The following is a 19,614-nucleotide window of genomic DNA, read 5'->3' as shown; positions in this document are numbered from 1 at the left end:
CAAACACACTGGCCGGGTGTGTTGTCACATCGCTGGACACCAATGTCGGTGACAGCGCGGAACACGAAGATTGGCAGCACCGGTGAGAGTACCCGTTGAGGAAAGGCTGTTCAGCCTGGTCTTGGCGTTGCTGGCAACCGAGAACGGGCTGACAAAGAGCGAGATCCTGTCGACCGTGCAGGGCTACCGTCAGCGGTACAAGACAAGCGGCGACAACGCGAACCTCGAGCGCCAGTTCGAGCGCGACAAGGACGACATCCGGGAGCTCGGCGTTCCGCTGGAGACCATCCAGCCGCCCGGGGAAGCCGTCAACAACCAGTCGCTGCGCTACCGCATCCCGCGCGGCGACTACGAGCTACCGCGCGACATCACCTTCTCCGCGGAGGAGACGGCGCTGCTCGGCCTGGCTGGCATGGTGTGGCGCGAGGGCACGATGTCCACAGAGTCACGCCGCGCGCTCATCAAGCTGCGCGCGCTCGGCATCGAGGCCGACGAACCGGTGCTCGCCTACGCGCCACGGTTGCGGGTTCGGGATGCCTCATTCGAGCCGCTCAACAACGCTCTCGAACGCAATCAGGTGGTGCGCTTCAGCTATCTGAAGCCCGGCCAGTCGGAGGCGACAGTGCGCGAGGTCGCACCGGTCGCACTCTTCCAGTACCAGGGACGCTGGCACTGCTCGGCGATCGAACCGGACACCGGAGCGCGCAAGTCGTTCCTGCTGCGACGCATCGTGAGTGACATCGCACCGACCGGCGCGACCTTCCCGCCGCGCGACGCCGACGAGGGCGAGATCGCGCTGCGCGAGATCGAGGAGATCTGGAACGCCAACACCGCGCGCATCCGGGTCGAGCCGCATTCGGATGCCGCGATGCGGCTCCGCAAGCGTCGCGGCACCAGGGAGGGGGCCGACAACGGAGAGCTGCTGCTGCAGTTCGCCGACGCCAACCTGCTCGCCGAGGAACTCGCGAGCTACGGCCCGGAGGTGCTCGTGCTCGAGCCGGACCAGCTCCGCCAAGCGCACCGCTCGCGGCTCGCCGCGGTGCTGGCGGCGCACACCGAAACGGAGGCAGCGCATGGCTAGAGCCAAGCAACCGCTGCACGCGCGCGACAAGCTGGCCTTCCTGCTGTCACTCGTTCCCTACCTGATGGACCACGACCGGGTGTCGGTGCAGACGGTCGCCGACCACTTTGGGGTCGACGCCGAGCTCATCCGCGAGTCGGTGCGGCTCATCGCGATCTCAGGCATCCCCGGCGAGACCGCCGCCTACCAGCACGACGACCTCTTCGACATCGCCTGGGACGACTTCGAGGACAACGACCAGATCGTGCTCACCAACATGGTGGCCATCGACGAGTCCCCGCGCTTCTCCGGCCGCGAGGCCGCGGCACTCATCGCGGGGCTGCAGTACCTGTCCGCGCTGCCAGAGACCGTCGACCGCGCCGCGCTTGCGACGCTCATGGCCAAGCTCGCGCGAGGCGCGTCGGCGCTGCCCACCCAGGTCGCCGTCGAGACGGCGGAGGCGGATGCGACGCTCGAGCTGGTGCGCGAGGCGGTCGAGGAGGAGCGGCAGCTGCAGTTCGACTACCTGAACTCGCGCGGCGAACTGGAGAGCCGGCGCGTCGACCCGCTGCGCGTCGAGTCGGTCGACGCCGACTGGTACCTGCGCGGCTGGTGCCACCTGCGCGAAGCGGTGCGCACGTTCCGAATCGATCGGATCGGCAACCCGGTGCTCACCGACGAGCGCATCAGCTTCCACGCTGGCGAGGTCACCCTGCCCGACACCCTGTTCGAGGGCTCGGCCGACGACCTGTCGGTCACCATCGACATCAGCCCCGCGGCGCTCCCGCTCATCTCGGATTACATCCCCGCCGGCGCCAAGCTGGTCCCGTCCGGCGACGCCCTGCGCACCAGCATCCGGGTCTCCCACTATCACGGGCTCAAACGTCTGGTCGCCGGCCTGCCCGGCATGGTCACCGTCGTCGAGCCGGAGGAGGCCCGCCAGGTCGTGGCCGACTGGGCGGCGGCGGCGCTGGCCCGCTACAACGACTAGAACACGGTCAGCCGACGCGTACATTACGTCCCGCTGACCGGGCTAAACTACAGCGACGAACACAGACACGAAGGAAGTGACCGCATGTTAGGCAACCTCAGTGGTTGGCACGCCATCATCCTGCTGGTGGTCATTCTGCTGTTGTTCGGCGCCACCAAGCTTCCGGCGCTCGCTCGCAGCGTCGGCCAGTCGATGAAGATCTTCAAGAACGAGATCAAGACCCCGGAGAGCGAGGCGACGGCAGCGCAGCCGGGCGAGCCGACCACCCCGGCTGACGCAACCGAGCCGACGACTAGCACGGACAACAAGCCCAGCTCTCAACCCTGACAACCGTGGCAGCTCGTGTGAAACGAGGCGCGAATCCCGAACGCCGGATGTCGCTCGGCGAGCACCTCATCGAACTGCGCAAGCGGCTGTTCCGCTGTGCGCTCGCGATTATCGTGGGCGGCATCGCCGGCTGGATCCTGAGCGAGCCGATCTGGGCGGCGCTGCGCGAGCCGATCACGATCGTCGCGGAGAGCCGTGACGCCGAGCTGGTCTATCCGACGGTCACCGCGCACTTCGACCTGCGCATGCAGATCGCCGTCTACGTCGGCATCTTCCTCTCGGCACCGGTCTGGCTGTACCAGATCTTCGCGTTCATCGTGCCCGGCCTGACCTCGCGGGAGAAGCGGTACACCTTCGGCTTCTTCTTCACCGCGGTGCCGCTCTTCCTCGCCGGCTGCTTCGCCGGCTGGTACGTGCTGCCGAACATTGTCGAGCTGCTCAGCTCATTCGGCGCCGAGGGCACAGCATCCCTCTTCGCCGCGAAGGAGTACCTGCACTTCGTCGTCAAGCTGATCCTCGCCATCGGCATCGGGTTCGTGCTGCCGGTGTTCCTGGTCATCCTGAACTTCATGGGCGTCATGACCGCGAAGGCCATGCTGTCGGCCTGGCGTTGGGCGATTCTCGCGATCACCGTGTTCACCGCCATCGCCACGCCCGCCGCGGACGTGTTCTCGATGTTCCTGCTGGCAATCCCGATGGTGCTGCTGTACTTCCTCGCCGTCGGTGTCGCGTTCTGGCACGACGCCATCGAGGCTCGCAAGCAGAAGAAGCTTGAGGCGGAGCTCGGAGCACCGAGCGTCGCATGACTACCGAGCTCTCGGCCGCTGAGCGGTACGCTGCGGCGCGGCAGCGCAGCGGCAAGCCGATGCTCGAGGAGTTCCGCGCCAAGCAGCGCTTCGACCTCGACCCGTTCCAGCTGTCGTCGTGCGCTGAGCTGGAGGCGGGCCGCAGTGTGCTCGTCGCGGCGCCGACCGGGGCGGGCAAGACGATCGTCGCCGAGTTCGCGGTCTTCCTCGCCATGCAGTCGCCCACCACCAAGGTCTTCTACACCGCTCCGATGAAGGCGCTCAGCAACCAGAAGTTCCAGGAACTGGTCGACGAGTACGGCCCAGAGGATGTCGGCCTGCTCACCGGCGACACCAACATCAACTCGCGTGCCCGGATCGTGGTCATGACCACAGAGGTGCTGCGCAACATGCTGTACGCCGACTCGGACCTGCTCCCCAATCTCGGCTTCGTGATCATGGACGAGGTGCACTACCTCGCCGACCGGTTCCGCGGCGCGGTCTGGGAGGAGGTCATCATCCACCTCCCGCGCGAGGTCCGCCTGGTGTCGCTGAGCGCGACCGTGTCGAACGCGGAGGAGTTCGGTGACTGGCTGCAGGCGGTGCGCGGCGACACCGCGGTGATCGTCTCCGAGGAGCGGCCGGTGCCGCTCGAGCAGCACATCCTCATGCGCAGCAAGCTCATCGACCTGTTCGACACTTCCACCGGTTCGCTGCAGGGCGCGGGCGACCGGCAGGCCTCCAATCGGGTCAACCCCGAGCTGGTGCAAATGGCCCGTTACGGCGGTCGTACTCTCAGCGCGCGGCAGATGAAGGATGTCGGCCGCTACCACTCGCGCGGCGGGCGGTACCGCGAGGAACGCCTCGACCGCGCTCACGTCGTGAAGCTGCTCGACGAGCGCAACCTGCTGCCGGCGATCTTCTTCATCTTCAGCCGGATCGGATGCGACCAGGCCGTCAGTCAGGTACTGAGGGCCGGCGCCGTCCTCACAACGGTCGCCGAGCGCGACGAGATCCGGGCAACCGTTGAGGCGAGCGTTCGCACCATCCCCGACGATGACCTCGCGGTGCTCGGCTACTGGGACTGGCTGTCCGGGCTCGAACGCGGGGTCGCCGCCCACCACGCCGGCCTGCTGCCCGCGTTCAAGGAAGTGGTCGAGGACCTGTTCCGGCGCAAGCTGCTCAAGGTGGTGTTCGCCACCGAGACCCTCGCGCTCGGCATCAACATGCCCGCCCGCACTGTCGTGCTGGAGCGGCTCGAGAAGTTCAACGGCGAAGCGCGCGTGCCGATCACGCCGGGGGAGTACACCCAGCTGACCGGACGCGCTGGCCGTCGCGGCATCGACGTCGAGGGGCACGCCGTCATCCAGTGGCGAGACGGACTCGACCCGCAAGCGGTCGCCTCGCTCGCGTCCCGCCGCACCTACCCGCTGAACTCGAGCTTCAAGCCGACCTACAACATGTCGGTGAACCTGATCGCGCAGTTCGGACGGGACCGCACCAAGCAGATCCTGGAGTCCAGCTTCGCCCAGTTCCAGGCGGACCGCGGCGTCGTCGACCTCGCCCGCAAGGTGCGGTCGCAGGAGGAGTCGCTCGAGGGCTACGAGACGGCGATGCACTGCCACCTCGGCGACTTCCGCGAGTACTCCGGGCTGCGGCGCGAGCTCAGCGACCTCGAACGCAAGGGCGCGTCGAAGGCCACAACGGCGTCGCGCAGCGAACGCGACCGACGCCAACGCCAGATGCAGGGGCTGCGCAAGCGCATCCGGCAGCATCCGTGTCACGGCTGCCCTGATCGGGAAGCGCACGCGCGCTGGGCGGAGCGCTGGTGGCGGTTGAAGCGGCAGACGGATGAGCTGCGTCGCCAGATCAGCGGCCGCACCGGCGCGATCTCCAAGATTTTCGACCGTGTCACCGACGTGCTGCTCGAACTCGACTACCTGGTGCGGGACGGGGACGAGCTCACGGTTGCGCAGCCGGGCAGGACCCTGCGCCGCATCTACGGCGAACGCGACCTGCTGGTCGCGGAGTCGCTGCGCACCGGAGCCTGGTCGGAGCTGGACTCGGCCGGACTCGCGGCGATGGCGGCCGCCCTCGTCTACGAACCACGCCGGGACGACGCGTATCCGGCTGACCACCGGCTGCCGAAGGGGCCGTTCCGGCACGCGCTCGACCGCACGACGACCCTGTGGGCGCAGCTCGACGACCTGGAGCGCGATCACCGGCTGCCGGGCAGCGAGCCGCTCGCCACCGGGCTGTCCCTGCCGATGTACCGCTGGGCCAACGGGGCCAGCCTGGATTCGGTGCTGGAAGACACCGAGCTCGCCGCCGGCGACTTCGTGCGGATGACCAAGCAGACCATCGACCTTCTCGACCAGTTGTCCATCGTCGCGGACTCCCCGTTGGATGCCCGGGCTCGTGCTGCGATCGACCAGGTGCGGCGCGGGATCGTCGCCTACTCGAGTGTGAGCTGATGAGCGTTCAGGCAGTTGCGCCGACAGCAGAGCGCAGCTTCGCGGTCGGGGCACTGTCGCAGAGTGCACCGCCGCTGTGGCTGGCGTTCTGCCTCGCCGCGCTGTCCGGGCCGATCAACGCACTCGCGTTCCCCGACCCGGGCTGGTGGCCTCTCATCTTCGTCGGGACGGCGCTCATGCTCGTCTCGCTCGTCGGCCGCACGGCCGGCTCCGCCTTCGCCGTGGGACTGGTCGGCGGAGCCGCCTACTGGTTCCCGCTCATCGACTGGCTGACCGTCTACCTGGGCCCGGTGCCCTGGCTCGCGCTGGCCGGACTGCAAGCGCTGTTCTTCGGCGGCGCCGCGGTGCTCATCGCGCTCGCCTGGCGTTACGTCACCGTGCTCTGGCCGGGCGCCTTCGGGCGTCTGGTCGGTGTGCCAGCGGTGCTGGCCGGGCTGTGGACGCTGTACGAGGCAATCACCAGCACCTGGCCGTATGGCGGCTTCTCCTGGGGCCGGCTCGCCTTCTCCCTATCGGAGAGCCCGTTCGGGGAGCTTGTGGCCTGGGTGGGCGCATCCGGGCTCAGCTTCCTCGTCGCGTGGACGGCGGCCATCCTCGTGCAGGCGGTCCGGCTGCGGGATGTCGCGGTCGGCCTGCGGGCGATCGTCGCCGGCATCGCGGTCGCGCTGCTGCTCGCCGTTCCGGCGTTCCCGAACCACGAGAGCGGACAGTGGCGCGTTGCGGCCGTGCAGGGCGACTCGGATGCCGGGTTGTTCTCCGAGTATCAGCACGGGCAGATCCTGCAAGACCACGTCACAGCGACGGTCCCGCTGTTCGGCGAGGACGTCGACGTGGTCGTCTGGCCGGAGAACTCATCCGATTTGAGCCCGCTCGAGTTCCCGCAGGCGGCCCAGGCGGTCGACTATGTGAGCCAGGAGATGGACGCGCCGCTGGTCACGGGCACCATCACCCACGACGATCAGGGCCGCATCTTCAACAGCATGCTGCTGTGGCAGGCTGGGCAGGGCGCGGTCGATCAGTACGACAAGATCCACCCTGTTCCGTTCGCCGAGTATCTGCCGGACCGGGACTTCTGGTATCCGCTGGCTCCCAGCCTGTTCGACCTGGTGCCGCGCGACTACTCTTTCGGGCAGCGCGACAACGTCTTCGACATCGAGGGTGTCATCGCGGGCATCGCCATCTGTTTCGACATTGTCGACGACTCGCTCGTCTGGCAGATGCTAGATGACGACGCCGACATCATCCTCGCCCCGACGAACAACGCCGACTTCGGCCGGACCGACGAGAGCGCCCAGCAGTTGGGGATCGCGCGGCTGCGGGCGATCGAGACCGGGCGCAGCGTCGTGAACATCTCGACGGTCGGCACCAGCGCGATCATCGCACCGGACGGCAGCACGATCGACGAGCTGCCCGTGTTCGAGCCGGGCTCGATGGTGCAGACCGTGCCGCTGAGCGACACCGTGACGCCGGCGTCGGTGCTGCGCCGCGCGCCGGAGTGGGCGGTCGGCGGCTTCGCGCTGACCACACTGCTTGCCGCCGTCATGCTCGGGCGGCGGCGTGGCTGAGGCGCTCGCAATCGTCCCCACCTACAACGAGCGCGATAGTCTCGCGCTGCTCGTCGGGCGGATGCGGCAGGCGGTGCCGGATGTCGACGTGCTCATCGTTGACGACGCGAGCCCGGACGGCACCGGGCGCATCGCCGATGAACTCGCCGCCGAGGACCCGGCCGTGTCGGTGCTGCACCGCGCACACAAGGACGGCCTGGGCCGGGCGTACCTGGCCGGGTTCCAGAAGGCGATCGAGGACGGCTACCGCTTCGTGGTCGAGCTTGACGCCGACGGCTCCCACGATCCGCTCGAGCTGCGGTCGATGCTGCCGCTGGCGGCATCCGGAGCCGACCTGGTGCTGGGCTCACGCTGGGTGCCCGGGGGAGCGGTGCGCAACTGGCCCTGGCTCAGGCAGTTCGTCTCACGCACCGGGAACGGCTACGCGCGCTTCATGCTGCGCTCACGGCTGCACGACCTGACGTCCGGGTTCCGGGTGTTCCGTGTCGACGCGCTGAAAAGCTTGGACCTTGCTGACGTGTCGTCGCAGGGGTATTGCTTTCAGGTCGAACTCGCGTGGCGCGCCGAGCGTGCCGGGATGCGCGTCGTCGAGCATCCGATCACCTTCGTCGAGCGCGCGGCGGGACGCTCGAAAATGCATTTGGGTATCGTCGCCGAGGCGCTCCTGCGCGTCACCTTCTGGGGCTTCACGCGCGCCCGCCGCCGCCCCTGACCCGCCTCTGAAAATGCAGGAGATCCGACCCGCATTACGGCGTGTCGTCGCTTTAACGCCCGAATCCGGCGAAATCTCCTTCGTCGTCAAAGGGAGACCCGCCGGATGCGGTAGAAAAACGGGGAGCTAGGCGCCGATCTTGTGCTCGCCGCGGCGTGCGCGGAGGTAGGTCAGGCGCTCCGCCAGGATCTCCTCGAGCTCGGCCCGGGTGCGACGCTCAAGCAGCATGTCCCAGTGCGTGCGCGGAACCTTGGTCTCGCTCTCATCGATCGGGACTTGCTTGCCGTCCTCATCGAGCAGACGGCCGACGAGTCCGCTCTTTGGCGACTCCCACTCCAGTGGGACTTCGGCGTCAGCAGCGAACGTGACCTCGAAGGTCGATCCGTCTTCCAACTGATAGGTGCTGCGCACCCGCGGGGAGAACGTCACGCCCTCTTCACTCTGCAGGCTCTGAGCCCCCAGTCGCATGCCACGCAAACTGCGATCTGCCATCGTGCGGTCCTCTCTCGCGAATCTAAGTCCAAGTTATAAACCGCTTGGCTGAGCGAATCCTTTCCGCGCGCCGGTTCTCACAGCCGGTTCACAGGCTCGCGGATGCTTACTGGCGGGCGGCGAGGAGGGGAATCGCGAGATCGGCCCGGTCGGTGACAATGCCGTCGACGCCCAGATCGAGGAGGCGGCTCATGTCGGCCGGGTCGTTGACGGTCCAGACGTGCACTTCGACGCCCGCGTCGTGCGCCATCCGGATGAGCCGGGGAGTGACGATCCTCATGCCCTTGTACCGCTCTGGCAGCTGCACCGCGTCGACGGTGGCGAGCACCTTGCGGGCACGCCTCGCCAGTCGGAACGTGCTCGTGGCGAACAAGGTCGCGCTCGCCCCGGCGCCGGTGGATGTCGCGACGCCGGGCAGCATCGCGAGCGCTGCCAGCCGGCGCTTCTCGGAGAAGCTCGTCACCAGCACCCGGGACGTCGCGTTGGCGTCGAGGATCGCCGCGACCGTCGGCGCGATGGCCGCTTCCGACTTGATGTCGATGTTGAAGCGGGCATCCGGGAACCCGTCGAGCGCTTCACCGAGACTCGCGAAGCCCTGTCCGTGGCCGAGGTCCACCCGGCGAAGCTCCGCCATCGACAGGTGGTCGACGCGCACCTCGCGTCCCGCGACGCGCTTCAGGGTGTCGTCGTGTGCGACGACCGCGTGCCCGTCGTGACTGGCGTGCACATCCGTCTCGATGTGCGTTGCACCGACGGCCATGGCCCTCGCGAACGCGAGCAGCGTGTTCTCGGGCGCGTCGATCGCGAGCCCGCGGTGCGCAAGCACGCGCGGCGGGGCGGGTTCGAGAAACGCCACCGGAACCCGCTCGCGGCTAGCCCGCCTGGCCACCGAACTTCTCCGCGAAGCCGCCACCGATGCCCTTGAGCGCCTCGGTGAGTTCCGACGGGATGATCCAGAGCTTGTTCGACTCGCCCTCGGCGAGCTTCGGGAGCGTCAACAGGTACTGGTAGGCGAGCAGTTTCGGGTCGGGGTTGCCCTCGTGGATGGCCTTGAACACCGTGGTGATCGCCTCCGCCTCACCGTTGGCGCGGAGCACCGCCGCTTGCGCGTCACCCTCTGCGCGGAGGATCGCCGACTGCCTGGCGCCCTCGGCCTCGAGGATCGCCGACTGCTTGGTGCCCTCCGCGGTGAGGATGGCGGCGCGGCGGTCACGCTCGGCGCGCATCTGCTTCTCCATCGAGTCCTGGATCGAGTGTGGCGGGTCGATCGCCTTGAGCTCGACCCGGTTGACGCGGATGCCCCACTTGCCGGTCGCCTCGTCGAGCACGACACGCAGCTGGCCGTTGATGTTGTCGCGGCTGGTGAGCGCCTCTTCGAGGTTCAGGCCACCGACCACGTTGCGCAGGGTGGTGGTGGTGAGCTGCTCGACCGCGCCCAGGTAGTTGGCGATCTCGTAGGTCGCGGCACGGGCATCCGTCACCTGGAAGTAGACCACCGTGTCGATCGAGACGACGAGGTTGTCCTCGGTGATCACCGGCTGCGGCGGGAAGGAGACGACCTGCTCGCGCATGTCGACGAGCGGGCGCACCCGGTCGATGAACGGCACAAGGATGTTCAACCCCGGGTTGAGGGTCTTGTGGTACCTGCCGAGCCGCTCGACGACGCCGGCGTAGGCCTGCGGGATGATCCGGATGGCACGGATGAGCACGACCAGCACGAAGATGCCGAGAACGACAAGCAACGCGATGATGAATATCTGGCCGATGAAGCCGCCGAAGTCGATCATGTGGTGGATTCCTCCTCTTGCGGGGTGATGACCGCGGTGGCGCCCTCAATGGCGGTCACGGTGACGACGGTTCCTTCTTCCAGCGGCGCGGCCGGCGCTGAGTCGGCGATGCGCGCGGTCCAGGTCTCGCCGTTGGCAAGCTTCACCTGGCCACCACCATCGGCGGTCACCGACTTCACGACCCTGGCGCGCATCCCGATGAGTGCGGGGATGTTGGTGGGCGTATTATCCGCGCCCTTATGCATGGTGCGCAGCAGCAGCGGCCTGATGGTCAGGATGAGCAGCACCGACACGACCGCGGCCACGACGAACTGCAGCCACCACTCCCAGCCCAGCAGATTCACGCCGAGGCCGGCAAGGCTGCCGACTGCGATCATCAGGAACGTGAACTCGAGCGTCAGCAGTTCGATGATGATGAAGATGAAGATGAAGATCAGCCAGAGGATCCACATGTACTGCGTCAGGTCGACGAACATTCACCCTCCTCGTTTCATACACGCTAGCAGTAGGGAAACATCGGCTGTGCGCGAGCGTTGGTAGGGTCGGATGCTGTGACCAGCACCCCTCTGATGCCCGGCAGCATGGCCGGCAAACGCGCCCTCATCACCGGCTCCTCTCGCGGCATCGGAGCGGACACAGCCCAGTATCTCGCCGCGGCCGGCGCGAAGGTGGTCATCAACTACCGCAACAAGGAGAAGCGCGCCCTCCAGCTGGTCGAGAAGATCACCGAGAGTGGGGGAGAGGCGGTCGCGCTCGGCGCCGACCTGACCGATCCGGAGTCGGTTGCGCAGCTGTTCGCGGCGGTGCGCGAGCAGTGGGGCGGGCTGGACCTGCTCGTGCTCAACGCATCCGGTGGCATGGAGAGCGGAATGGGTGAGGACTACGCGATGCGTCTGAACCGAGACGCGCAGGTGGGCGTGCTGACCGGCGCGCTGCCGCTGCTCGAGAGCGGGAGCAGGGTCGTTTTCGTCACGAGCCACCAGGCCCACTTCATCCGGACCGTGCCGACCATGCCAGAGTACGAGCCGGTCGCGCTGAGCAAGCGCGCGGGCGAGGATGCGCTGCGGGCGATGATCCCGGAGCTCGAGAGCGCGGGCATCGAGTTCGTCGTGGTCTCTGGCGACATGATCGAGGGCACCATCACCGCGACGCTGCTCGAGCGCGCCAACCCGGGAGCGATCGACGCACGCAAGGAGTCGGCAGGGCGGCTGTACAACGTCGGCGAGTTCGCGGCGGAAGTCGCGCTGGCAGCGGTCGAGCCGGTTCCGGCCGACAACACCCGCTACGTGGGCGACATCTCAGACTTCACCTCTCGCTGATCCCTAGGCTGAGCCAAGTGAAAGCGACTGACCTTCCGCTCCTGAAGAGCGTCTCCGCCCCGACCATCGACCCGACCGGCGCTCGCGCCGTGGTGGCGGTGACGCGACCCAATCTCGACGCGGATGCCTACGTCGGCCAGCTGTGGAGCATCGCCACCGACGGGTCGACGCCGCCGCGGCGCATCACCCGCGGGATGAACGACTCTGCGCCCCGGTTCTCGCCGGATGGCGCGCTGATCGGCTTCCTCCGACGTGAGGGTGACTCACCTGCGCAGGTCTACGTGATGCCCGCGGGTGGGGGAGAGCCGGTGCAGGTCACCGATGCGCCGCTCGGTGTGGGCTCGTTCCGCTGGTCGCCGGGCTCGACCCGTATCGCCTTCGTCGCGCGCGTGCCGGAGGAGGGCCGCTACGGGACGGTCAAGGAGCTCGGGGCGGGCGCTGAGCCGCCGCGCCACCTGACCGCGCTGAAGTACCGCGCCAACGGGGTCGGCTACATCAGCGACCGCCGCAACCACGTCTTCCTCGTCGATGTTCCGGACCCGAGCGAAGAGCCGGTGTACTCGCCGGCGCCATCGGCAGCCGACCCGTCGCCGGAGATGCCGAAGTCTGTTCCGGAGGCGACGCACGTCACCTCCGGCGACTTCGACCACGGGCCGATCGAGTTCTCACCCGACGGCACGCGTCTCGCGCTGGTCGCCGCGCGGCATGCGACCCGCGATGACGACCTCGTCAAGAATGTCTTCGAACTCGACCTGACGCATCCGGATGCGCCGCTTCGCGACCTGACGTCGGTCGAGGACCACCTCAGCGTCGACGCGCTCGCGTACCTGCCCGATGGCGGACTGTACCTGCTCGCGAGCGACATCGGCGAAGAAGGACGCGACTTCGTCGGCCGCCTCGGCGGACTGTACCGGCTGGGCGTCGGGGAGCGGCCGGTGCGGCTCACCGATCCGGAGACCGTCGACCTCGGCGAGGCCGGAAGCTCGATCGTGGTGCTGCCGGACGGTTCAGCGCTGGTGCAGAAGGTCACGCGCGGGCGATTGGAGCTGCACTCGGTGAGCCCCGAGGGCGAGCTGGCGCCTGTGGCGGCGTGGGATGCCGAGATCACCGGGCACGCGCACGCGGCCGGTGTCACCGTGGTGTCGTTCACGGCACCGGAGACGGCGGGGGATGTTGCGGTGCTCCGCGACGGCGGATCCGTCGTGCTCACCAACTTCTCCGCGGAACTCCTGGTCGCCGGCATCGCACCTGCGATCGAGCTTGAGTTCGAGGCGCGGGACGGGTACCCGCTGCACGGCTGGCTGGTGCTGCCGCGAGGGGAGGGCCCGCATCCGGTGCTCCTCAACATCCATGGCGGGCCGTTCGCGCAGTACACCGTCAGCGTGTTCGACGAGGCGCAGGTCTATGCGGATGCCGGGTACGCGGTGCTCATGAGCAACCCGCGCGGCTCGGCTGGCTATGGCGAAGCGCACGGGCGGTCCATCCGTCAGGCGATGGGAACCCTCGACATGACCGACGTGCTGGACTTCCTCGAGGGCGCGCTCGAGCGGCATCCGGAACTCGACGACGATCGGGTGGGGATCATGGGCGGCTCATATGGCGGCTACCTGACCGCGTGGACGATCGCGCACGACCACCGGTTCGCTGCGGCCGTCGTCGAGCGGGGTTTCCTCGACCCTGAGGCCTTCGTCGGTACCTCGGACATCGGCATGTACTTCGGTGACGAGTACACCGGCGTCGACCCCGAGCTGGTGAGGAAGCAGAGCCCGCAGGCGGTGGTCGACCGGGTGACGACGCCGACGTTCGTCGTCCACTCTGAGGAGGACCTCCGCTGCCCCCTGCCGCAAGCAGAGCGGTACTACGCGGCGCTCAAGCGGCAGGGCACCGATGCCGAGCTGCTGATCTTCCCGGGGGAGGACCACGAGCTCAGCCGCAGCGGCCGGCCGCGTCACCGCGTGCAGCGGTTCGACGCGATCCTTCGCTGGTGGGCGCGGCACCTGCCTGTCACCCGCGCCATCCCGACAGAGGTGGCCCACGCGGCCGACCCCGCCTAACCCCCCTCTTAATCCGTCTCAAGGAGAATGCACAGCTGGAAGCCGGCCACCAGGCATCCGGCCGCCTCCTCAGTCATCTCCTTGAGATGGGTCAGGCGGAACTCTCAGCCCAATTGAACGGGCCGGGTGGTAGAACGAGCGCATGGACGCGGCAGCGAAGCTGCGTGGACTGCAGCGGGGATTCTCGTTCGTGGCGGCGGCACCGCTGGTGATGCTCGCCGCCCTGTTCTCGCCTGACTGGCTGCGCATGGCGCTGACGGGCGCGGCGCTCGCGCTGCTGATCGCAGCGGCGGTGCTGATCGCATTGGGGCTGCCGGCGCTCGCACCTGCGCTCCGAGCGCGCGAACCGGACAAGGCGGCGTGCACCTCACTGGGCGTCCCACCGCGGCGCACGGCAGCAGTGGCCCGCTGGCTCTTCGGAGGCGTCCTGGCGATCGGGCTGCTTGACGGCCTGGTGGTCGCACCGCTCGCGATGGTCCCCGCCCGATCGCTGGGGGAGGTGTACTCGCTCCTCGCGGACGCGGGCCGACTCACCCCCGGGTTGCCGATCCTCGGAGTGTGGGCCGTGAGCTGGCTGGCTGTATTCGCGACCATCGCCGCGTTCCCGCTGCTGCCGAATCGCGATCGGGAATGGGATGGCAGGACCCCACGCGGGTACGTCGTTCTGGTAGCTGCGGCCGCGGTGGCCGCGATGTGGACCTGGCTGATCGCACAGTTGAGACTCGCCATCGACATCGTGGAAGTAGTCCCGGATGCCGTGGCCCGCGCATCCGGTCTCGGACAGCTCTACGGCGTTGCGAGCCTCCTGCTCACCGTCCTCGTCGTGCTGGTGGGCCTGGCACCCGAGAAGCCGGGCGTCAAGCCGCGCGACGCTGGGCAACGTCGTAGGCACATGGCACAATCGAGCAGGTGACCAGCAGCGCAGCCGCAGCACAACGCCTGAGCGATCTCGCGCTGCTGCGTCGTGTCCGCGACCGGATGGACCGCGAGTACGCGCGGCCGCTGGACGTCGAAGCGCTCGCCCGCGGAGTCAACATGTCGGCCGGGCACCTGAGCCGCCAGTTCCGGCTGGCGTACGGCGAGTCGCCGTACGCCTACCTGATGACCCGGCGGATCGAACGCGCGATGGCGTTGCTGCGGGGGAGTGACCTCAGCGTCACCGAGATCTGCTTCGCCGTCGGCTGCTCGTCCCTGGGCACGTTCAGCACCCGTTTCACCGAGCTCGTCGGCGTGCCGCCGAGCGTCTACCGGCACCGAGCGGGGAACGCGACTCTCGGCATGGCGCCGTGCGTCGCAAAGCAAGTGACCAGACCGATCAGGAATCGAGAAGCGCGCGCCTCAGAGCAGCAGTTAGCGTGAAAAACATGAACATCACCATTCACGAAACCTTCCTCCCGCACACCGATCCGGATGCCGCGCTGGCGTTCTATCGGGACATCCTCGGCTTCGAGGTGCGCAACGATGTCGGCTACCAGGGGATGCACTGGATCACGGTCGGCCCCGCCGACCAGCCCGGCACCTCCATCGTCCTGTACCCTCCGGCAGCCACCCCTGGCCTTACCGACGATGAGCGCAACGTCATCTCCGAGATGATGGCCAAGGGCACCTTCGCGAGCATCAACCTCGCCACCGCCGACCTTGACGGCACGTTCGCCAAGCTGGAGGCCAGCGGTGCAGAGGTCGTTCAGGAGCCCACCGACCAGCCGTACGGCATCCGCGACTGCGCCTTCCGCGACCCATCCGGGAACCTGATGCGCATCCAGGAGAAGCGCTAGGCAATGAGCATCGCCACCCACACCACATCGGCCTCACCGCACGCGGCCGACAGCCACGACCTGATCCGCGTACAGGGTGCGCGGGAGAACAACCTCAAGAACATCAGCGTCGAGATACCGAAGCGACGGTTGACTGTGTTCACCGGGGTCTCCGGCTCGGGCAAGAGCTCGCTGGTGTTCGCGACCATCGCCGCGGAGTCGCAGCGGATGATCAACGAGACCTACAGCGCGTTCGTGCAGGGCTTCATGCCGACGCTGTCGCGCCCCGAGGTGGATCTGCTCCAAGGGCTGACCACGGCGATCATCGTCGATCAGGAGCGGATGGGCGCCAACCCGCGTTCAACGGTCGGTACGGCCACCGACGCCAACGCGCTGCTGCGCATCCTGTTCAGCAGGCTGGGTGATCCGCAGATCGGCTCACCGAACGCCTATTCGTTCAACGTCCCGTCGGTGACCGCGAGCGGCGCCATCACGGTGGAGCGCGGCGGCAAGACGAAGGCCGAGAAGGCCACCTTCCACCAGCTCGGCGGCATGTGCCCGCGCTGCGAGGGCATGGGCTCGGTCAACGACTTCAACCTCGCGGCGCTGTACGACGAGACGAAGTCACTCAGCGAGGGCGCGCTCACGGTGCCCGGCTACAGCATGGACGGCTGGTACGGGCGCATCTTCAGCGGCGCCGGGCTGGACCTGGACAAGCCGATCGGGCAGTACAACAAGAAGGACCTGCACAAGCTGCTCTACAGCGAACCTGTCAAGGTCAAGGTCGAGGGCGTCAACCTCACCTACGAGGGTGTGATCCCGAAGATCCAGAAGTCGATGCTGTCGAAGGATGTCGACGCGATGCAGCCGCACATCCGCGCCTTCGTCGAGCGGGCCGTAACCTTCACCACCTGCCCAGACTGCGATGGCACCCGCCTGAGCCCGCAGGCTCGGTCGTCGAAGATCAAGGGGAAGAACATCGGCGATGTCTGCGCGATGCAGATCAGCGACCTCGCCCAGTGGGTGCGCGAGCTGGACGAGCCGTCGGTTGCGCCGCTGCTGAGCGGACTGCGGCACCTGCTCGACTCGTTCACCGAGATCGGCTTGGGCTACCTCTCGCTCGACCGACCGGCGGGCACGCTGTCCGGGGGAGAGGCGCAGCGCACCAAGATGATTCGTCATCTCGGCTCGTCGCTCACCGACGTCACCTATGTCTTCGACGAGCCGACCATCGGACTGCATCCGCACGACATCGAGCGGATGAACGCACTGCTGCTGCAGCTGCGCGACAAGGGCAACACGGTGCTCGTGGTCGAGCACAAGCCAGAGACCATCGCCATTGGCGACCACGTCATCGACCTCGGTCCCGGCGCCGGTTCCTCCGGCGGCGCGGTGTGCTTCGAGGGCACCGTGGACGGGCTGCGGGGGAGTGACACCATCACCGGGCGCCATCTCGACGACCGGGCGACGCTCAAGGACTCGGTGCGCTCGGCATCCGGCGCGCTCAAGGTTCGCGGGGCAACGACCAACAACCTGCAGAACGTCGATGTGGACATCCCGCTCGGCGTGCTGTGCGTGCTTACCGGCGTCGCGGGCTCGGGGAAGAGCTCGCTGATCACCGGCTCCGTCGCCGGGCGTGACGGCGTGGTGGTGATCGACCAGGGCGCGATTCGCGGATCACGACGGAGCAACCCGGCGACCTACACCGGGCTGCTCGACCCGATCCGGACGGCCTTCGCGAAGGCGAACGGCGTCAAGGCGTCGCTGTTCAGCTCCAACTCGCAGGGTGCCTGCCCGACCTGCAACGGCGCTGGTGTCATCTACACCGACCTTGGCGTCATGGCGACGGTGGAATCCACGTGTGAGGAGTGCGGCGGGAAGCGATTCCAGGCCTCGGTGCTCGAGTACACGCTTGGCGGCCGGAACATCGCCGAGGTGCTGGCGATGCCGGTCATCGAAGCTGAGGAGTTCTTCAGCGAGGGTGATGCGCGGACGCCCGCAGCACACAAAATCCTGACCCGGCTGGCGGATGTCGGACTCGGCTACCTGTCACTCGGGCAGCCGCTGACGACCCTGTCCGGTGGCGAGCGGCAGCGGCTGAAGCTCGCCAGCCAGATGGGGGAGAAGGGCGACGTCTACGTGCTCGACGAGCCGACCACCGGCCTGCACCTCGCCGATGTCAAACAGCTTCTAGGATTGCTCGACCGGCTGGTGGACTCGGGCAAATCGGTCATCGTGATCGAGCACCACCAGGCAGTCATGGCGCACGCCGACTGGATCATCGACCTCGGACCGGGCGCCGGTCACGACGGTGGTCGGATTGTGTTCGAAGGGCCACCGGCTGACCTTGTCGCCGGCCGCTCGACTCTCACTGGCAAGCACCTGGCGGCGTACGTCGGCGCCTGACAGCGCTCTCATAGCCTCGAGTTGCCCACTTTCGCCCCATTCCCGGCACCGTTTTGGGGCCGAAGTGGGCAACTCGATGCGAGATGGTGGGATGAGCGTGCTGAATTGAGCGATGATCACCTGGTCGTCATGGGTGAGATCTCGAGATCGACCACGCCGAATGGGAACGGGTAGAAGAATGTTCCGCCGCCGACCCAGTTGTCGAGCGGGATCAGCCAGAACCACACCTGACTGATCAGGACAGACCCGAGCGCGACCACATTGACGATGACGACCGCTCGCTCCAAGATGCGCGTCGCTTCCTGCTCGTCGTGTGCCTTTCGCAAGACAGCGCCGATGGCCCACACGACGATCAGCGCGAGCGCGATGTACACAAGCGGGCTGGGACGGAGCGACAGGTTCACGCACGACCGCACCACGTCCACCGTCGACTCGAACGATCCGGTGCGACCGCCGGATACGGGGACGATGCCCGGACAGCCACCCTTGCTTCCAGACATCAATGCCGAATAGACGACAGCGGCGATGATGGCCGCGACGATCAGCCGGCGCACGAGTGCAAGCAGGTCGGCACCTGGCAGTGTGCTCGAGGTGACGCTCAGCGTTGTGCTGTCGCTCGTATCGGACACGCGGAATCCTCTCGACTGCGCAACACTCTGTCAGAGACCCAGGGCCCGGCAGAAGACCCCTCTCGGGCAACGTCCTTAGTCTCCGATAATGTCGATTATGTCAGTTTGAGATTCTGCACCGCTCCCCACGGGTCTGCCAGACTCCTCGCATGCGGATACGCGCGTTAGGGGTTCTTGGCGCAGTTCTGGTGTTGACGGGATGCGTGGCGTCACCGACGGCGTTGGCCAGCAAACCTGACTGATGCTACGGTCGTGTCCATGGGGATGATACTTTCCGCGCCCGCGATGGCGCGCTTCTACACTTTCCGCGACCGCCGCGCCTGACGGCGCGCTCGCTCTCGCACGCATAACGCGCCGTCCTCCGAGATGTCACCTGCACCTCGGACAGGCAGCTTTCGCGTACCCATTTCGCCCTGCCGTCGGGGTGCTCCAACACACTCTTTTGGAGCGCGCTCATGCCTCGTTCATTGCACGGCGGCCGACACGAACTCGGCCAGAACTTTCTGAACCACCAACCCACCATCCATCGGATCGCCGCTCTCGTGGCGGATACCAGCGGTCCAATTCTCGAGATCGGCGCAGGCGACGGCGCGCTCACGCGCACTATCGCCGCACTGGGACGCCCGTTGACGGCCATCGAAATCGATGAACACCGGGTTCGTCGATTGCGGCGCACCCTGCCTCAGGTGCGGATCGAGCACGCCGACGCCTTGCGCTACCCGCTCGACGCTCCGGTCGTCGTGGGAAACATCCCCTTCCACCTGACAACGCCCATCCTGCGACGCCTGCTCGATGACACCGCCTGGCATCACGCGGTGCTGTTGACGCAATGGGAGGTCGCCCGCAAGCGAGCTGGTGTCGGCGGGCGCACGATGATGTCGGCGCAGTCGGCTCCGTGGTTCGAGTTCGAGCTGCACGGTCGAATCCCCGCCTGGTGCTTCACACCCCGACCCACTGTCGACGGAGGCCTGCTCCGCATCACGCGGCGCCAGTCGCCTCTCGTCCCGGCCAAGGAACGGCGCGGGTACGAGACCTTCGTCCGCGCGGTGTTCACCGGATCCGGTGGCACGCTCCCCCGCATCATCCAAGGCGCTTCACGGCGTGACGCCAAAACAGTTCAGCGAGCGATCGACCGAACGCGCATTCGCGCCGGCAGCCTGCCTCGCGACCTCTCCCCTGCCCAGTGGGCATCACTGTGGGCCGACCTCGGGCGGTTGTAGTCTCGGCGGCAAGCACCAACCGCCCATGACGCCGGGAGG

19 protein-coding genes are annotated in these 19,614 nt (G+C 67.4%); 14 read left to right on the top strand and 5 right to left on the bottom strand.

Features of this window, described 5'->3' with window-relative positions:
• Positions 1–82 precede the first annotated feature (82 nt).
• The 7 genes from HGK58_RS08680 to HGK58_RS08650 all read left to right on the top strand — a co-directional run bounded on the left by HGK58_RS08680 (position 83) and on the right by HGK58_RS08650 (position 7,914).
• Positions 83–1,081 (top strand): WYL domain-containing protein, encoded by a 999-nt coding sequence (locus tag HGK58_RS08680; RefSeq protein ID WP_349236180.1) that lies wholly within the window; start codon positions 83–85, stop codon positions 1,079–1,081.
• Positions 1,074–2,051: a WYL domain-containing protein gene (locus HGK58_RS08675; RefSeq protein ID WP_168627191.1), complete on the top strand. Its 978-nt coding sequence runs from the start codon at positions 1,074–1,076 to the stop codon at positions 2,049–2,051. The genes HGK58_RS08680 and HGK58_RS08675 overlap by 8 nt, the downstream gene beginning before the upstream one ends.
• Positions 2,052–2,135: 84 nt before the next feature.
• Entirely contained in the window at positions 2,136–2,378 is a 243-nt protein-coding gene (gene tatA, locus HGK58_RS08670) for a Sec-independent protein translocase subunit TatA (protein ID WP_168627190.1), read from the top strand.
• Positions 2,379–2,383: 5 nt separating this feature from the next.
• On the top strand, positions 2,384–3,184 hold the full coding sequence (tatC, locus tag HGK58_RS08665; protein WP_349236179.1) for a twin-arginine translocase subunit TatC: 801 nt from the start codon (positions 2,384–2,386) through the stop codon (positions 3,182–3,184).
• A complete protein-coding gene (locus tag HGK58_RS08660; RefSeq protein ID WP_168627189.1) occupies positions 3,181–5,637 on the top strand; it encodes a DEAD/DEAH box helicase in 2,457 nt (818 codons plus the stop codon). The genes tatC and HGK58_RS08660 overlap by 4 nt, the downstream gene beginning before the upstream one ends.
• Entirely contained in the window at positions 5,637–7,202 is a 1,566-nt protein-coding gene (lnt, locus tag HGK58_RS08655) for an apolipoprotein N-acyltransferase (RefSeq protein WP_168627188.1), read from the top strand. The genes HGK58_RS08660 and lnt overlap by 1 nt, the downstream gene beginning before the upstream one ends.
• The gene (locus tag HGK58_RS08650) at positions 7,195–7,914 is read left to right on the top strand and encodes a polyprenol monophosphomannose synthase (protein ID WP_168627187.1); all 720 of its coding nucleotides are present in this window, start codon (positions 7,195–7,197) and stop codon (positions 7,912–7,914) included. The genes lnt and HGK58_RS08650 overlap by 8 nt, the downstream gene beginning before the upstream one ends.
• A gap of 126 nt (positions 7,915–8,040) precedes the next feature.
• On the opposite strand, the gene HGK58_RS08645 is transcribed toward HGK58_RS08650, so the two are convergent.
• The 4 genes from HGK58_RS08645 to HGK58_RS08630 form a co-directional block, all read right to left on the bottom strand.
• Entirely contained in the window at positions 8,041–8,406 is a 366-nt protein-coding gene (locus HGK58_RS08645; RefSeq protein ID WP_168627186.1) for an RNA polymerase-binding protein RbpA, read from the bottom strand.
• A gap of 106 nt (positions 8,407–8,512) precedes the next feature.
• Positions 8,513–9,262: a glycerophosphodiester phosphodiesterase gene (locus HGK58_RS08640; protein ID WP_168627185.1), complete on the bottom strand. Its 750-nt coding sequence runs from the start codon at positions 9,260–9,262 to the stop codon at positions 8,513–8,515.
• Positions 9,263–9,278: 16 nt separating this feature from the next.
• Positions 9,279–10,193, bottom strand: a complete 915-nt coding sequence (locus tag HGK58_RS08635) for an SPFH domain-containing protein (RefSeq protein ID WP_168627184.1) — start codon at positions 10,191–10,193, stop codon at positions 9,279–9,281.
• On the bottom strand, positions 10,190–10,669 hold the full coding sequence (locus HGK58_RS08630; RefSeq protein WP_168627183.1) for an NfeD family protein: 480 nt from the start codon (positions 10,667–10,669) through the stop codon (positions 10,190–10,192). The genes HGK58_RS08635 and HGK58_RS08630 overlap by 4 nt, the downstream gene beginning before the upstream one ends.
• Positions 10,670–10,762: 93 nt before the next feature.
• Between HGK58_RS08630 and HGK58_RS08625 the strand changes: the two genes are divergently transcribed.
• The 6 genes from HGK58_RS08625 (at position 10,763) to HGK58_RS08600 (ending at position 17,726) form a co-directional block, all read left to right on the top strand.
• On the top strand, positions 10,763–11,512 hold the full coding sequence (locus HGK58_RS08625; protein WP_168627728.1) for an SDR family oxidoreductase: 750 nt from the start codon (positions 10,763–10,765) through the stop codon (positions 11,510–11,512).
• 17 nt (positions 11,513–11,529) lie between these two features.
• Complete coding sequence (locus tag HGK58_RS08620; RefSeq protein WP_168627182.1) at positions 11,530–13,566, top strand: S9 family peptidase; 2,037 nt, start codon at positions 11,530–11,532, stop codon at positions 13,564–13,566.
• 142 nt (positions 13,567–13,708) lie between these two features.
• On the top strand, positions 13,709–14,479 hold the full coding sequence (locus HGK58_RS08615) for a hypothetical protein (protein ID WP_168627181.1): 771 nt from the start codon (positions 13,709–13,711) through the stop codon (positions 14,477–14,479).
• A complete protein-coding gene (locus HGK58_RS08610) occupies positions 14,476–14,925 on the top strand; it encodes a helix-turn-helix transcriptional regulator (RefSeq protein ID WP_168627180.1) in 450 nt (149 codons plus the stop codon). The genes HGK58_RS08615 and HGK58_RS08610 overlap by 4 nt, the downstream gene beginning before the upstream one ends.
• Before the next feature lie 5 nt (positions 14,926–14,930).
• A complete protein-coding gene (locus HGK58_RS08605; protein WP_168627179.1) occupies positions 14,931–15,341 on the top strand; it encodes a VOC family protein in 411 nt (136 codons plus the stop codon).
• A 3-nt stretch (positions 15,342–15,344) separates the two neighbouring features.
• Entirely contained in the window at positions 15,345–17,726 is a 2,382-nt protein-coding gene (locus tag HGK58_RS08600) for an excinuclease ABC subunit UvrA (RefSeq protein ID WP_168627178.1), read from the top strand.
• Positions 17,727–17,842: 116 nt separating this feature from the next.
• Here the strand turns inward: HGK58_RS08600 and HGK58_RS08595 are convergent, their stop codons facing one another.
• Positions 17,843–18,355 carry a hypothetical protein gene (locus HGK58_RS08595; RefSeq protein WP_168627177.1) on the bottom strand — a complete coding sequence of 171 codons (513 nt, stop codon included), beginning with the start codon at positions 18,353–18,355 and terminating at the stop codon, positions 17,843–17,845.
• 455 nt (positions 18,356–18,810) lie between these two features.
• Between HGK58_RS08595 and erm the strand changes: the two genes are divergently transcribed.
• Positions 18,811–19,575: a 23S ribosomal RNA methyltransferase Erm gene (gene erm / locus HGK58_RS08590; RefSeq protein ID WP_168627176.1), complete on the top strand. Its 765-nt coding sequence runs from the start codon at positions 18,811–18,813 to the stop codon at positions 19,573–19,575.
• Positions 19,576–19,614: the final 39 nt, after the last annotated feature.

The organism is Cryobacterium sp. BB307 (assembly GCF_012274275.1).
Classification (GTDB): domain Bacteria; phylum Actinomycetota; class Actinomycetes; order Actinomycetales; family Microbacteriaceae; genus Terrimesophilobacter.
This window is presented reverse-complemented; position numbering and strand designations above follow the sequence as displayed.

Bases quoted from the DNA above. Each gene is read 5' to 3' on its own strand.
- HGK58_RS08605 (WP_168627179.1), top strand. From the start codon at position 14,931: ATGAACATCACCATTCACGAAACCTTCCTCCCGCACACCGATCCGGAT.
- HGK58_RS08625 (WP_168627728.1), top strand. From the start codon at position 10,763: ATGCCCGGCAGCATGGCCGGCAAACGCGCCCTCATCACCGGCTCCTCT.
- HGK58_RS08660 (WP_168627189.1), top strand. From the start codon at position 3,181: ATGACTACCGAGCTCTCGGCCGCTGAGCGGTACGCTGCGGCGCGGCAG.
- lnt (WP_168627188.1), top strand. From the start codon at position 5,637: ATGAGCGTTCAGGCAGTTGCGCCGACAGCAGAGCGCAGCTTCGCGGTC.
- HGK58_RS08635 (WP_168627184.1), bottom strand. From the start codon at position 10,193: ATGATCGACTTCGGCGGCTTCATCGGCCAGATATTCATCATCGCGTTG.
- tatA (WP_168627190.1), top strand. From the start codon at position 2,136: ATGTTAGGCAACCTCAGTGGTTGGCACGCCATCATCCTGCTGGTGGTC.
- HGK58_RS08630 (WP_168627183.1), bottom strand. From the start codon at position 10,669: ATGTTCGTCGACCTGACGCAGTACATGTGGATCCTCTGGCTGATCTTC.
- HGK58_RS08675 (WP_168627191.1), top strand. From the start codon at position 1,074: ATGGCTAGAGCCAAGCAACCGCTGCACGCGCGCGACAAGCTGGCCTTC.
- HGK58_RS08615 (WP_168627181.1), top strand. From the start codon at position 13,709: ATGGACGCGGCAGCGAAGCTGCGTGGACTGCAGCGGGGATTCTCGTTC.
- HGK58_RS08645 (WP_168627186.1), bottom strand. From the start codon at position 8,406: ATGGCAGATCGCAGTTTGCGTGGCATGCGACTGGGGGCTCAGAGCCTG.
- HGK58_RS08600 (WP_168627178.1), top strand. From the start codon at position 15,345: ATGAGCATCGCCACCCACACCACATCGGCCTCACCGCACGCGGCCGAC.
- erm (WP_168627176.1), top strand. From the start codon at position 18,811: ATGCCTCGTTCATTGCACGGCGGCCGACACGAACTCGGCCAGAACTTT.